Source organism: Psychroflexus sp. MES1-P1E (assembly GCF_002836055.1).
In the GTDB taxonomy this organism is placed as follows: Bacteria; Bacteroidota; Bacteroidia; order Flavobacteriales; family Flavobacteriaceae; genus Psychroflexus.
In genome coordinates, this window is the sequence record NZ_PJBS01000317.1 from 13,491 (window position 1) to 27,280 (window position 13,790).

General features: G+C 34.2%; 15 protein-coding genes. 8 read left to right on the forward strand and 7 right to left on the reverse strand.

From position 1 onward, the window contains the following. Positions 1 to 17: 17 nt before the first annotated feature. From CXF67_RS13245 to CXF67_RS13265, 5 genes are all read right to left on the reverse strand, one after another. Positions 18 to 392, reverse strand: coding sequence for a diacylglycerol kinase family protein (locus CXF67_RS13245; protein WP_102089178.1), 375 nt, complete (start codon positions 390 to 392; stop codon positions 18 to 20). Positions 393 to 493: 101 nt separating this feature from the next. Then, positions 494 to 742, reverse strand: coding sequence for a DUF6952 family protein (locus CXF67_RS13250; RefSeq protein ID WP_102089179.1), 249 nt, complete (start codon positions 740 to 742; stop codon positions 494 to 496). After that, complete coding sequence (locus CXF67_RS13255; RefSeq protein ID WP_015025756.1) at positions 723 to 1,037, reverse strand: thioredoxin family protein; 315 nt, start codon at positions 1,035 to 1,037, stop codon at positions 723 to 725. Before CXF67_RS13255 ends, CXF67_RS13250 begins: the two co-directional genes overlap by 20 nt. A 52-nt stretch (positions 1,038 to 1,089) precedes the next feature. Further along, entirely contained in the window at positions 1,090 to 1,728 is a 639-nt protein-coding gene (locus tag CXF67_RS13260; protein ID WP_015025755.1) for a peroxiredoxin, read from the reverse strand. A 123-nt stretch (positions 1,729 to 1,851) separates the two neighbouring features. Next, positions 1,852 to 2,994, reverse strand: a complete 1,143-nt coding sequence (locus CXF67_RS13265) for a trans-sulfuration enzyme family protein (RefSeq protein ID WP_102089180.1) — start codon at positions 2,992 to 2,994, stop codon at positions 1,852 to 1,854. A 96-nt stretch (positions 2,995 to 3,090) separates the two neighbouring features. On the opposite strand from CXF67_RS13265, the gene hutI reads away from it, so the two are divergent. Then, positions 3,091 to 4,329 (forward strand): imidazolonepropionase, encoded by a 1,239-nt coding sequence (hutI, locus tag CXF67_RS13270; protein ID WP_102089181.1) that lies wholly within the window; start codon positions 3,091 to 3,093, stop codon positions 4,327 to 4,329. Positions 4,330 to 4,332: 3 nt separating this feature from the next. Next, the gene (locus tag CXF67_RS13275) at positions 4,333 to 5,325 is read left to right on the forward strand and encodes a formimidoylglutamase (protein WP_102089182.1); all 993 of its coding nucleotides are present in this window, start codon (positions 4,333 to 4,335) and stop codon (positions 5,323 to 5,325) included. Here CXF67_RS13275 and porQ read toward each other — a convergent pair whose 3' ends face one another. Continuing rightward, positions 5,326 to 6,348, reverse strand: coding sequence for a type IX secretion system protein PorQ (porQ, locus tag CXF67_RS13280; protein ID WP_102089183.1), 1,023 nt, complete (start codon positions 6,346 to 6,348; stop codon positions 5,326 to 5,328). 119 nt (positions 6,349 to 6,467) lie between these two features. Next, complete coding sequence (lon, locus tag CXF67_RS13285) at positions 6,468 to 8,915, reverse strand: endopeptidase La (protein WP_102089184.1); 2,448 nt, start codon at positions 8,913 to 8,915, stop codon at positions 6,468 to 6,470. Positions 8,916 to 9,121: 206 nt separating this feature from the next. Between lon and CXF67_RS13290 the strand changes: the two genes are divergently transcribed. The 6 genes from CXF67_RS13290 to CXF67_RS13315 are packed head-to-tail and all read left to right on the forward strand — an operon-like array spanning position 9,122 to position 13,746. Next, entirely contained in the window at positions 9,122 to 9,664 is a 543-nt protein-coding gene (locus CXF67_RS13290) for a DUF1599 domain-containing protein (protein WP_102089185.1), read from the forward strand. Next, entirely contained in the window at positions 9,665 to 10,753 is a 1,089-nt protein-coding gene (locus tag CXF67_RS13295) for a BT_3928 family protein (protein ID WP_102089186.1), read from the forward strand. It abuts the gene before it with no gap. Between the two features lie 12 nt (positions 10,754 to 10,765). After that, the gene (locus tag CXF67_RS13300) at positions 10,766 to 11,836 is read left to right on the forward strand and encodes an ABC transporter permease (protein ID WP_102089187.1); all 1,071 of its coding nucleotides are present in this window, start codon (positions 10,766 to 10,768) and stop codon (positions 11,834 to 11,836) included. 10 nt (positions 11,837 to 11,846) lie between these two features. Continuing rightward, on the forward strand, positions 11,847 to 12,599 hold the full coding sequence (tpiA, locus tag CXF67_RS13305) for a triose-phosphate isomerase (protein ID WP_102089188.1): 753 nt from the start codon (positions 11,847 to 11,849) through the stop codon (positions 12,597 to 12,599). Position 12,600: 1 nt separating this feature from the next. Continuing rightward, positions 12,601 to 13,425, forward strand: coding sequence for a 50S ribosomal protein L11 methyltransferase (gene prmA / locus CXF67_RS13310; RefSeq protein WP_102089189.1), 825 nt, complete (start codon positions 12,601 to 12,603; stop codon positions 13,423 to 13,425). 45 nt (positions 13,426 to 13,470) lie between these two features. Beyond that, entirely contained in the window at positions 13,471 to 13,746 is a 276-nt protein-coding gene (locus tag CXF67_RS13315; protein WP_102089190.1) for an ATP-dependent Clp protease adaptor ClpS, read from the forward strand. Positions 13,747 to 13,790: the final 44 nt, after the last annotated feature.

Here is a 13,790-nt window from a genome sequence, read left to right on the forward strand (position 1 = left end):
TTAAACGCTTAAACTAATCAAAATAGTGCGACAAAATAAGGAATATAAATCACCAAACCCATAACCAATGCAAATAGACCTGCAATCAAGACTGCCCCTGCCGCAAGATCTTTCACTTTTGCTATAGCCTCATCCTGATTAGGCTGGACAAAATTTGCTAACTCTTCTATCGCTGTATTTAGTCCTTCAAGACCTAGAATCAGAGCCATAACACCCAATTGAGCTAACCATTCAGCTTTAGTAATTTCAAAATAAAAACCAGCTAAAAAAGCTAAAAGACAACTTAAAAGTTGGTATTTAAAACTGTCTTCTTTTAAAACCAATATCCACAATCCTTTAGAAGCGAAGACAAGAGATTTTAGGCGTTCAACTATTATTTTCTTGCTAAACATTGATTGACTAATCTAATTGATTTCATGGATCTAAAATAGGTACAAATAAAAAAAGAAACTGAATATCAGTTTCTTTTTTTATTTTAGGATTAAGATAAAATCTATTTGTCTATAGAACCCAAAACTCGTTTTGCAAAAGTATTGCCTGCGTCTTTTTCTGACATGCCCTCTTTAACCATTTTATCCATTTCTATGGCTCCAGCGATATTTGTTATGATTTCGCCTATAATGTCCATTTCTTCGTCTGTAACAGATCTATGTTCACAAAAAGATTCTAAAACCTCAATAGTATGCTCTAATTTCTGAGCATCGTTGTTCTTCTGAAAATGTTTAATTACTGGTAACTTCATCTACTAATTCTTTTAAAGATTCAAATTTATTAGTTTGAACTTGATTTTTAAATTCTCCATTTTTAAACGTCGCAAAAGTTGGTAAGTTATCCACAGTCGCCAATTTTCTAGATTCAGGGAATTTTTCTGCATCTACAATAATGAATTGAATACCTTCATTCTCTTTCGCTAATTTTTTAAATTTTGGCTTCATCAATCTACAATTCCCACACCATGTTGCTGAATATTGTACAACAACTGTGTCGTTATTTTTTAGAGAATCCGCCAAATTATCTTGATCTAATTCTAGAAACATAATTTATGATTTTAAGTTAGGCTAGACCTGGTTAGGCCTAGCCAAAATTATTTTAATTACTTGATAAATAAGAAGAAACTCCTTTTCTATCTGCTTTCATGCTTTCTTTACCTTCTTCCCAGTTTGCAGGACAAACTTCTCCATGTTTCTGTACGTGAGTATACGCATCAATCATTCTTAAAAATTCATTGACGTTACGCCCTACTGGAAAGAAATTTACACCTTCGTGAAATACCAATCCTTCTTCGTCGATTAGGTATGTTGCTCTATAAGTAACATTATCTCCATCTACTGTAAGATGTCCATCCTCATCGTCATATCTTTCATTAGTAATGTCTAATATACCTAATCTAGAACTTAAGTTTCTATTAGAATCCGAAATAATCGGGTATGTAACACCTTCAATACCTCCATCATCTTTAGGAGTATTTAACCAAGCAAAATGAACTTCTGCAGTATCACAAGATGCTCCTATTACTATAGTATTCTTTTTCTCAAATTCTGGTAAAGCGTCTTGGAAGGCATGCAATTCTGTTGGGCACACATAAGTAAAATCTTTAGGATACCAGAAAAGCACTATTTTTTTATTTTCTTTTTTTGCTTTCTCTAAAATATTAATTTCAAAAGTATCCCCCATTTCATCAATGGCATTAACTTTTAAATCTGGAAATTTTTTTCCTACTATAGACATATTGTTTAATTTTGTTTGTTATTAACTTCATTACAAAAATATAACATAAGTTAGATTTAAACATGGAAGTTTTAAAATCTATTCTTATAGCTAGATAAGTTTAGTTTATAGCTATAACCTTCTCTAATGATCTGAAGAAAAAGCCATTAGCAAATCTTGCTTTAGATCTTCAGTATCTTCAATACCTACAGAAAAACGTATAAGATTAGATTTAATGCCTTGAGCATGACGTTCTTCAGCAGTCAACAAAGAATGAGATGTTTTTTCTGGAGATAAAACCGTACTCTCTACTCCTCCTAAGCTCAAAACGTTTTTAATCATTTTTAAAGAGTCAAAGAATTTGACAGTATCACGCTTTTCATTTAATTCGAAAGATAGCATTCCTCCAAAACCCAACATTTGGTCTTTAGCTAATTGGTGATGAGGATTTGATTCTAAACCTGGGTAATAGACTTTATCTACAAAACTAGAAGTCTCAAGAAACTCTGCCATATCCATGGCATTTTGGGTTTGCTGTTTAACTCTTAGGTTAAGTGTTTTCATACTTCGCTCAAGTAACCAAACGGTTTGGTCCGCGAGACTTCCTCCAAAATTCTTTGCTTTAGAAAATACTTTATTCATAATAGCTTCTGTAGATGCTACAGCGCCAGCCGTAATATCACTATGCCCCCCAAGATATTTTGTGGCACTGTGTATAACGATGTCAATTCCAAGATCGATTGGTCTTTGATTAATAGGACTGGCGAACGTATTATCGGCCATTGTTAAGATACCTTTTTCCTTTGCAAATTTAGATACTAATTTAAGGTCTGTTATTTCCAATAAGGGATTTGAGGGAGTTTCTATGTAAAGTAGTTTAGTCTCAGGTTTTACAGTAGACTCCAAAAGTGTCCAATTATTCACATCGATGAAATCGAAACTTATTCCATAGCGATGACATTCTTCAATAATGAAATTACGAGTTCCCCCATAAATCTGATTTTGAAGGATAACGTGATCTCCAGATTCCAATACACTCAACATAGCTGTAGTTATGGCTGCCATTCCACTTCCAAATATAAGGGCTGACTCAGCATGCTCCAATTCAGCTATTTTTTTCGCCAAATAATATTGGTTGGGACTATTAAAATATCTAGGATAGATAGAAGTTTCTAGACCTTCATAAGCATAAGCTGTAGACATATATAGTGGAGAAACAGCTCCTTTATAAATGGTGTCTTTTACATCACCACTATGAACACAAATTGTATTTAAGCCTTTTTGCATTTTCTTTTTTTTTTCAAATTTAATGGGTTTACCCGTAACTTTAAATTGAGAGCAGTTTAATTTCAGGATTAACACTTTTTTATATATTTACCAACTATGGAACATTTATTTATAAATATCAAATCTCTTTTACAAGTAAGAGAACCTGGAGGCAAAATTTTGAAGGGAGGAAGTATGTCGAATCTCCCCAAGATAGACATGGCATTTTTGCATATAAAAGAAGATAAAATTATCGATTTCGGATCTATGAGTTCTGCTCCTGATACAATTACGGCTGAAGTCATAGATTGTAGCGGTAAGTTTATTTTGCCTACTTGGGTAGATTCTCATACTCACTTAGTCTATTCGGGACATAGAGAAGACGAATTTGCAGATAGGATCGATGGCTTATCTTATGAAGATATCGCTCAGAAAGGTGGAGGAATTCTCAATTCTGCAAAAAAGTTACAAGCGACTAGTTTTGAAAAATTATATGCTGAAACAGAAGTGAGACTTAAGGAAATCATGCAGCTAGGGACTGGTGCTGTTGAGATAAAATCTGGATACGGACTTACCTCAGATGCTGAGTTGAAAATGTTGAAGGTTATCAAAGCCTTAAAAGATAATTATACACTTCCAATTAAAGCAACATTTCTTGCCGCACATGCCGTTCCTAAAGAATACAAAGATCAAAAAGGGACTTATGTAGACATGGTTATTGACACTATATTGCCCAGAATTGCTAAACAAGGTTTAGCCGACTACATTGACGTTTTTTGTGAAAAAGGCTATTTTGATTTAGAGGATGCAGAACGATTGATAAAAGCAGGTCAAAAACATAACTTAAAAGTTAAAATACACGTCAATCAATTTAATAGCTTTGGAGGAGTGAAATTAGCCTCAGAGCTTGGTGCACTTACTGTAGATCACTTGGAAGAATTAACTGAAGATGATGTTTTAGCCTTAAAAAAAGGAAATACAATCCCTGTAGCTTTACCAGGATGCTCTTTCTTTTTGCAAATCCCTTATACTCCGGGTAGACAAATCATCGATAATAATCTACCTTTAGTTTTGGCTTCCGATTTTAACCCAGGAAGTTCACCCTCAGGAAATATGAATTTTATTGTCGCTTTAGCTTGTATTAAAATGAAACTCACTCCAGAAGAAGCTATAAATGCAGCCACATTTAATGCTTCTTTTGCCTTAGACTTACAAGATAAAGTAGGGAGTATTACGCGAGGAAAATTAGCTAGTTTTATCATCACCAAAAAAATTCCATCTTATCGTACACTTCCTTACGCGTTTGGTTCTAACTGTATTGAAAGCGTTTGGATTTCTGGACAACTTATTTCTTAATCTATGGAAAATTTTACTTTTTTTAATACCTCAGATATTTCTAAGTTTATTATACCTAGAGAAAACGAAACAAAGTTTGGTGAAGGTGTTAAAACCCTTTCAGAACTAGATCAGCTAGGTGGATGCGGTGCCGGATATGTTTTATTTGGAATACCAGAGGATATTGGAGTTGTAGCTAATTTTGGGAAACCAGGAACTTCAAAAACATTTCAACATGTTTTATCTTCCTTATTAAATATTCAAAATAATAAATTCAATCGTCCAGATAACCTTGTTCTCCTTGGCCAAATCAATTGCGATAGTTTTTATGAAGAAGCAGAATCTTTAAATCCCAAATCTGAAAATTATGAAAATCAATTAGGAGATATTGTTACCAAAATAGACTGTGTGGTAACTGCAGTAGTAAAAGCTATCGTAGAGTCGGGCAAAACTCCTATCATAATTGGAGGTGGTCATAATAACTGCTATGGCATTATAAAAGGGACTTCCACTGCTCTAGATAAATCAATAAATGTTTTAAATATCGATGCCCATACCGATTTAAGAATGCCAGATTACAGGCATAGTGGCAACGGCTTTAGGTATGCCTTTGATGAAAACTATTTAAACAAATACCATGTATTTGGGTTGCATAAGAACTATACGTCACAAGAAATATTTGACCTTATAGATCACGAAAAAGTTTTCAACTATTTTCTATACGAAGATGGCATGCACCTTACTACACTGGATAAATGCGTCAGGCTAAAAAACGGAGTCGATTTTTTAAATAGAACGTTTGGTTTCGAGTTGGATTGCGATGCTATTGGCGGAATGAATTCTAGCGCAGAAACACCCTCTGGATTTAGCATTAGAGACATTAGAACGTTTATTAAACTCGTCAAAAAAGAGCAAGTTCATTATTTTCACATATGTGAAGCAGATGCTTCAAAAGATAAAACCATAGGAAAGGCTATAAGTTATTTTGTTTCTGATTTTATAAGAGATGATGATTGATTATTGAAGATTTATATTCAATCCAAAAAAACTTGAACTTGCAGCTCTATTGAATCTTGCGTAAGAATAGCTAAATCTTAATTTATTAAGTTTAATACTCACTCCTCCTGTAAGTCCAGAAAACGCTCTTTGATCTTGTATTCTTAATTCTTCACCCCTTCTAAAATTATATCCCAACTGAATGCTAAATCCTCCATCGGGAAATAGTTCTGCACCAAGTATAGTATGTCTAAGTGCGTTATTAATAAAACTAGGATCGTCTGTCGTTACGTTTCCAGTTAAATCCTCAATATCTCTTGCCGTGTTTCGGAATGAAAGATTCCATTGTTGTAAGTTTTCTAAAGTAACGTGCCATCGGATTGGTGCTTTTTTTAGTTTTTGGGAAATTCCTAGAACAACTTCAAAGGGCATTGATTCTCTTACATCGTTAAAGGCTTTAAATTGAGTTCCAAAATTCCTCACCACACCAGAAATAATTAAATCCCATTCTGGATAAATATAACTTACCCCAACATCTGCAGCTCCTGCAAAGGAAGAATATTGTTCTAAACTAGAGGAAATGAGTTTAAGATTCACCCCTACATAATAATCAGACCTGCCAATTCGCCTAGAATATCCTACGGATAGTGCAGCTTCAGACCCACCAAATTTTGATGTTGAATTACCAGCTTCATCAAATCCTTCAAAACTCCCGTAATCAATGAAAGTCACTCCAGCTTGAATAATTTGGGTTCTTCTTCCAATATCATAAGCATAAGAAGCAGTTCCGTAGTTGACATCTGCAAAATAGTTCATGTAATTCACTGACATTTGGTTGTGCATATCAAAATTGATTAAGGCTGGATTTGCCATTGCATCTGAAGGGTCAAATGAATAGGAAGTGATATTTTTCCCACCAAGAGCTGAAACTTTTGGTGAAACAGGCAAGTTTAAAAATTGATAGGTATTTTGCCCACCAATTTGTGCCTTAGCAAACCAAGTTACACTGCAAATAAATAATAAAAAAAGTAATTTGAATTTCATTAAAGTCTATACTGCTCAGTATTGAAACGTATTGCAATGTAATTTATTTTGAAATGAATCAACCATAAAAAAACCAGATGATTTAATCATCTGGTTTTTAAAATTAAAGCTTGAGTAAACTATAAAATTTTAGCGTCTTTTACCTTTTGCTTAAGGAGAGCTAAGTCTAAAACCTCATGCATCTCACTGACATAATTAATCTTAAGTCCCTTGAGATAATCTTCTTTGATTTCCTCAATATCCTTACGATTATCTTCGCATAAGATAATCTCTTTAATTTTGGCTCGCTTAGCAGCAAGAATTTTCTCTTTTATACCACCAACAGGAAGTATCTTACCTCTTAAGGTAATTTCTCCTGTCATGGCTAAATTCTTTTTGATTTTACGCTGAGTAAATAAAGAGACTAAGGAAGTTAACATCGTTACACCAGCACTAGGACCATCTTTTGGAGTTGCCCCTTCAGGAACGTGGATATGAACATTATAATTGGTGAAAATATCTGTATTCAAATCAAATTTTTCAGCATTGGATTTAATGTATTCCATGGCAATAGTAGCCGACTCCTTCATCACTTTACCCAAATTACCTGTAATGCTAAGGTTTCCTTTTCCTTTAGATAAAATGGATTCAATAAATAAGATTTCACCACCTACACTAGTCCAAGCTAAACCAGTGACAACACCGGCGACATCATTATTTTCGTAAGAATTTCTTGGGTGAGAAGGTCCTAATATTTTTTCAACAGCTCCATCAGAGACTTTAACGTCATAGTCTTCTTCCATCGCAATATTCTTAGCGATATTTCTAATTACTTTAGCAACCTGTTTTTCAAGGTTTCTAACACCCGATTCCCTTGTGTATCCTTCTATTATTTTTTCAAGCTGTTGTTTTCCTAGCTTGATATCTTCTTTCTTAATTCCATGTTCAGAAATCTGTTTAGGTACTAAATGACGCTTAGCAATTTCAATTTTTTCCTCTACTGTATATCCACTAACGTTAATGATCTCCATTCTATCCCTTAAAGCAGGATGAATTGTTGCAAGATTATTCGCCGTTGCTACGAACATAACTTTAGATAAATCGTAACCGACTTCCAAAAAGTTATCATGAAAATCATTATTTTGTTCTGGATCTAGTACTTCTAGCAATGCAGACGAAGGATCACCTTGGTGACTATTCCCTATTTTATCGATTTCATCTAAAACGAAAACAGGATTACCGGTACCCGCTTTTTTAAGACTCTGTATAATTCTACCTGGCATTGCTCCGATATAAGTTTTTCGATGTCCGCGTACTTCTGCTTCATCTCTTAACCCACCAAGAGAAACTCTAGCATATTTTCTACCCAAGGCTTCTGCAATAGACTTACCCAAAGATGTTTTTCCTACACCAGGAGGACCATAAAGACAGAGAATTGGTGATTTCATGTCTTTTCTTAATTTCAGGACAGCAAGGTATTCTATAATTCTTCTTTTAACATCTTCTAATCCATAGTGATCTCTGTCCAAAACTTTTTGAGCTCGTTTTAAATCAAAAATATCGTCACTGTAGTGATCCCAAGGAAGATCCAAAAATAAATCTAAATAGTTTCGCTGAATGGAATATTCGGCCACTTGGGGGTTCATTTTTTGTAATTTACCCAATTCTTTATTGAAATGGGTTTCAACAGTTTCTTTCCATTCTTTTGCTTTAGCTCGTTCGCGCATGTCATCTACTTCTCCTTCGGAAGAAACCCCTCCCAATTCTTCTTGGATGGTTTTCATCTGTTGATGAAGGAAGTATTCACGCTGCTGCTGACTCATGTCATTTTGCACCTTTGACTGTATGTCATTCTTTAGCTCGAGTTTTTGAAACTCCAGATTCATATATTTCAAAGTGGAAAGCGCTCTTTCTTTTAGGTCACTGGTTTCCAAAAGTTTTTGTTTATCCTCAACATCTACGTTCATATTGGAAGAAACAAAATTGATTAGAAATGAAGAACTCTCAATATTCTTGATAGCAAAGGAAGCCTCTGACGGAATATTTGGACTATCCTTTATAATTCTTAAAGAAAGGTCTTTTACGGAGTCTATAATAGTTTCGAACTCGTTGTCATCAGACTCTGGTTTAAGCTCTTCAAATTCTTCAACTTTACATTTTAAATACGGTTGATCACTAACCAGTTCTGTAATTTTAAAGCGTTTTTTTCCTTGAATAATGACCGTTGTATTTCCATCTGGCATTTTTAAAACCCTTAGGATTCTAGCCACCACTCCTACTTTATGAATATCTGCATAGGAAGGGTGCTCTTCATCATCATTGGTTTGTGCTACAACACCAATAGTTTTGTTTCCGTTATTTGCATCGTTAATCAACTTAATAGATTTATCTCTCCCAGCCGTGATCGGAATTACAACCCCTGGAAACAACACTGTATTCTTAAGAGGAAGTATTGGTAAATCATCGGGAAGATCCTCCCGATTTATTTCTTCTTCGTCTTCAGAGGTCATTAGGGGTATAAGCTCAGCATCCTCGTCTATGTTCTGGGATGATAAATTATCTAAATTAAATAGTCCTGATTTCGCCATAATTATTTTTTTGTCAAAATGTCAGTTACAACTGACTCGTCTTCTTTTTTTTATATTGATTTCTTTGGAAAAGACTGATTCCCAATAGAAATTATCTTTCTTATCATATAAGTTCAATTCCTATGCCACGCTAAATTACCAGTATTTATAGTTTTGTTTTTGTAGTCTATCAAAATTAGTCGAAATTTACCTTTCGATTAGAAATTATGACCACAAACCAAGAATTTGATCAAGTCATGGAGACCTGCCGAGATCTCTTTGAAATGAAAACTAAAGATTATGGAACAGCTTGGAGAATTCTTAGACTTTCTTCATTGACCGATCAGATCTATATAAAAGCATGTAGGATACGAAGTTTACAAGAAGCTAATGAGCAAAAGATTAAAGAAAATGAGGATTCCGAATTTATTGGAATTATCAATTATTCCTTAATGGCTTTGATTCAAATTGAACTTGGTTTTGCCGATAAAGCCGATTTAACGAGCGAAAAAGCTTTGACTCATTATAACGTTCAAGTCAAAAAATCGAAAGATTTAATGATTGATAAAAACCATGATTATGGAGAGGCTTGGAGGAAACTCAGAGTCAGTTCACTAACGGACCTTATCCTTCAGAAATTATTGCGCGTTAAGCAAATTGAAGATAATCAAGGTCAAACTTTGGTAAGCGAAGGTATAGATGCAAATTATCTCGATATTATCAATTATTCTGTATTTGCTTTAATTCATTTAACCTCAAAACAAAATTAAATGAGATATTTAGTAGGTTTATCAAGAATTCTTGTTGGTGTTTTATTCATTTTCAGTGGATTTGTAAAGCTGAATGACCCGATTGGATTTTCTTACAAGCTTCAGGAATATTTTGGTGAAGGGGTCTTAAATCTTGAATTTCTGGTGCCATATGCACTAGTAATTGCTGTTTTTATTGTCATTTATGAGTTGCTTTTAGGAGTAACTCTTCTTATAGGATATGCTCCAAAGTTTACGAAATGGAGTTTATTACTTATGATTATATTTTTCACCTTCCTTACTTTTTACTCAGCTTATTTCAATAAAGTAACGGATTGTGGATGCTTTGGGGATGCCATTCCATTAACACCGTGGCAATCTTTTGGAAAAGACGTCATCTTGTTTATTCTTATCTTAATTCTGTTTTTAAATGACAGCTATCTAAAACCACTATTTAATAAAGCTTCATTAAAATGGGTCGTATTTGCTACTGCTATAGCTTGTCTGTATTTTGCTTACCACGTGTTAATACACTTACCTGCTATAGATTTTAGAGCTTATTCAAAAGGAACAAACATTCCTGAAGCTATGTCCTTTCCTGACGATGCACAAGAGGCCGTATATAACTACCAATGGACGTTTGAGGTGAATGGTGTTTCAAAAAAACATACCACTAACGGAAGCTATCCCAATGTTCCAGGAGAATTTATAACTGTGACTACAGAGTTGATAACTGAAGGTTATCTTCCTCCTATTCATGACTTTTCAGTGATGAAAAATGGTGAAGACTTTACAGAATCATTAATGCAAGAAGAAAAACTACTTATCCTAGTTGCTTATAATCTTTCAAAAACTGAACTTCAAGGTTGGGCTCAAATTAAGTCAGCGTTATCAAAGGCTAAAGCAGAAAATTATAAAATAATAGGATTAACAGCTTCTGGACCATTAGCTATTTCTAAATTTAAATCTAAATACGCTCTTAATTTTGATTTCTATTTTGCTGATGAAACCGCTATTAAAACTATTATAAGAGCAAGTCCAGGTTTAGTCCATATTAAAAAAGGAACTATCGTAGACAAGCTAAATTGGAACGATGCAGATGATTTTTAAAATTTCTAAACCGTGCTAAAATTGATTTTTCAAAAGGTAGGCTATGCTCTTTTAACTATTTTTGGGGTGGTTACTGTCATCTTTTTTTTATTTAGCGTTTTACCTGGAGACCCTGCACAAATGATGTTAGGGCAAAATGAAACCCAAGAACAACTTCAGAAACAAAAAGAAAAATATGGGTTCGATAAGCCTATAAGTCAACAATATCTATTCTATCTCAACGATTTGTCTCCATTATCTTGGCATAGTCAGGAAACTTCAGATTTCACTTACTTTGAGAATGATAAATATTCTGGGATAAAATTACTAAACATCTCCAAAGGAAGTTTGTATTTTAAATATCCATACCTAAGAACTTCATTTCAACGACAAGATCAAGATGTTATCGATATTATTAAGCAAACTTTGCCCAATACAGCGATTTTGGCTATATCGTCGATCATAGTGGCTTTGTTAATTGGTATTTTCTTAGGGATTATTTCTGCCCTTCAAAAAGATACTTGGATCGATAAAGGCATACAAGTCTTAAGCACTCTTGGAATGAGTTTACCTTCTTTTTTTAGTGCTATTCTTGCGGCTTGGCTTTTTGGTTTTGTACTTCAAGAGTACACAGGTCTCAACATGACAGGAAATCTGTATGAGTTGGATGATTTTGGAGAAGAAAAGCGTTTGCATTTCAAAAATTTAATTCTTCCCTCTCTGGTACTAGGTATTCGTCCGTTGGCTGTTGTAGTACAGCTTATGCGGAGTTCACTTCTAGAAGTATTTCAACAAGACTATATTAGAACCGCAAAGGCAAAAGGCTTAAGTACTTATTCTATAATTATAGGACATAGTCTTAAAAACGCCCTTAACCCTGTTATAACTGCTATTTCTGGATGGTTTGCTTCTATGCTTGCAGGAGCTGTTTTTGTAGAATACATCTTTGGATGGAATGGATTAGGAAAAGAAATTGTTGATGCTTTAAATACCTTAGATTTACCAATTATAATGGGAGCTGTGTTAACTATAGCTATTGTTTTTATCATTATTAATATATTCGTTGACATCATATATAAATTATTAGACCCAAGAATTACTTAAAAATATACCTATGAGAACTCAAATTGTAGCAGGAAACTGGAAAATGAATTGTGATTTAGATGAATCGCAACACCTTTTAAATGCTTTAAAACAAAAAGATTTTTCTAAATCTAACGCAGAAGTTATTGTTGCACCACCCTTCACCAACTTGTATGCAGCTCACAAGACCTTAGAAAATTCTTCTATAAAGATTTCATCTCAAAACATCAATGAAAACGACAAAGGCGCTTATACTGGAGAAATCTCTCCTAGTATGCTGAAAAGTGTTGGTGTAGAATACGCTATCATTGGACATAGTGAGCGAAGAGCCATCTATGAAGAGAGCGATGATTTACTTGCAAAAAAAGTGACTACCGCTCTGAAGCATGACCTTAAAGTGATGTTCTGTATCGGTGAAGACCTAGAGAAAAGAAAAGCTGACAACCATTTTGAAGTGGTAGAAGAACAATTGAAGAAGGGTCTTTTTCATATTGACGCTTCAGAAATGAAAGATGTAGTGATTGCTTACGAACCGGTCTGGGCCATTGGTACAGGGGAAACAGCTTCTCCAGAACAAGCCCAAGAGATTCACGAACACATCCGCAAGATTTTAGCTAAACAATACAGCCAAGAAATTGCCGATCAAACCTCTATTCTTTATGGAGGAAGTGTCAAACCAAATAATGCTAAAGAAATTTTTGCTAAAAAAGATGTTGATGGTGGGCTTATAGGGGGTGCCTCTCTAGATGCAGATAGTTTTGCAGAAATTGTGATGTCTTTCTAATATGACATATATAGAATATAATTTTAAAGTTCTCCCACTCCAACCTGGTAGAGATATTATTCTAGCTGAGCTGGGTGAGCTTCCTTTTGAAAGCTTTGAAGATCACGAAAGTGGTCTTCTTGCTTATATAGAGGAATCTAAAGATGAAGACGATTTAGTAGAGAGTTTATTTATTTTAAAATCTGATGAATTTAAAATATCGTATACTAAAACGTCAATTCCTCAAGTGAATTGGAATGAAGAATGGGAAAAAAACTTCCATTCTATTCATATAGATACACGGTGTACGATAAGGGCTCCTTTTCATCCTAAAACAGAATCTGAAATTGATATTATCATAATGCCTAAAATGTCTTTTGGTACAGGACATCATGCAACGACTTATCAAATTTCTGAAATGCTCTTGAAAGAAGATTGCAAAGGCAAACGTGTTTTAGACATGGGATGTGGCACTGGAGTGTTGGGCATATTAGCAGATATACAAGGAGCACAATCTGTAGATTATATAGATATAGATACTTGGTGCGTAGAAAATACTGAAGAAAACCTAGAAAGAAACTCATGTAAAGGAAATGTACTATTAGGGGGAGCAGAAAAAATTGAGAAGGAGTATGATCTCATTTTAGCGAACATCAATAGAAACATTTTATTAAGAGACATGTCAATATATTCTTCTCACCTTGAATCTGAAGGGGTGATCTATTTTAGTGGGTTTTATAATGAAGACCTAGATTTAATAAAGGAAGAAGCAACGAAACAAGAGTTGACATTCGTTAAGAATCAGATAAAAGACAACTGGGTGGCTGCCAAATTCACTAAAAATTAAAATCAGCCTTAAGAATTCTCTATATATTTGTAAAAATTTAAAAAAATGAGTGTTAAGGAAGAAGTTTTAGAAGAAGTTGACGTTGAGGAAAAACTTACAGATTCACATGAAATTATCGTTTATAATGATGAGATAAATACCTTTGATCATGTTATAGAAACACTGATTAAAACCTGTGACCATGACGCCATACAGGCAGAGCAATGTACCCTACTCATACATTATAAAGGAAAATGCGCTGTAAAGTCTGGAGGGTTTGACGATCTAAAACCTCGATGTTCCGAAATCCTGAAAGCAGGAATTAGCGCTGAAATAGTATAAAAGAAGCCTCGATGTTCGAAGCTTCTTCTATATTTATAAGAATC

Coding starts and splice junctions, on each gene's coding strand:
- CXF67_RS13245 (WP_102089178.1), bottom strand. CDS start 392: ATGTTTAGCAAGAAAATAATAGTTGAACGCCTAAAATCTCTTGTCTTC.
- CXF67_RS13250 (WP_102089179.1), bottom strand. CDS start 742: ATGAAGTTACCAGTAATTAAACATTTTCAGAAGAACAACGATGCTCAG.
- CXF67_RS13255 (WP_015025756.1), bottom strand. CDS start 1,037: ATGTTTCTAGAATTAGATCAAGATAATTTGGCGGATTCTCTAAAAAAT.
- CXF67_RS13260 (WP_015025755.1), bottom strand. CDS start 1,728: ATGTCTATAGTAGGAAAAAAATTTCCAGATTTAAAAGTTAATGCCATT.
- CXF67_RS13265 (WP_102089180.1), bottom strand. CDS start 2,994: ATGCAAAAAGGCTTAAATACAATTTGTGTTCATAGTGGTGATGTAAAA.
- hutI (WP_102089181.1), top strand. CDS start 3,091: ATGGAACATTTATTTATAAATATCAAATCTCTTTTACAAGTAAGAGAA.
- CXF67_RS13275 (WP_102089182.1), top strand. CDS start 4,333: ATGGAAAATTTTACTTTTTTTAATACCTCAGATATTTCTAAGTTTATT.
- porQ (WP_102089183.1), bottom strand. CDS start 6,348: ATGAAATTCAAATTACTTTTTTTATTATTTATTTGCAGTGTAACTTGG.
- lon (WP_102089184.1), bottom strand. CDS start 8,915: ATGGCGAAATCAGGACTATTTAATTTAGATAATTTATCATCCCAGAAC.
- CXF67_RS13290 (WP_102089185.1), top strand. CDS start 9,122: ATGACCACAAACCAAGAATTTGATCAAGTCATGGAGACCTGCCGAGAT.
- CXF67_RS13295 (WP_102089186.1), top strand. CDS start 9,665: ATGAGATATTTAGTAGGTTTATCAAGAATTCTTGTTGGTGTTTTATTC.
- tpiA (WP_102089188.1), top strand. CDS start 11,847: ATGAGAACTCAAATTGTAGCAGGAAACTGGAAAATGAATTGTGATTTA.
- prmA (WP_102089189.1), top strand. CDS start 12,601: ATGACATATATAGAATATAATTTTAAAGTTCTCCCACTCCAACCTGGT.
- CXF67_RS13315 (WP_102089190.1), top strand. CDS start 13,471: ATGAGTGTTAAGGAAGAAGTTTTAGAAGAAGTTGACGTTGAGGAAAAA.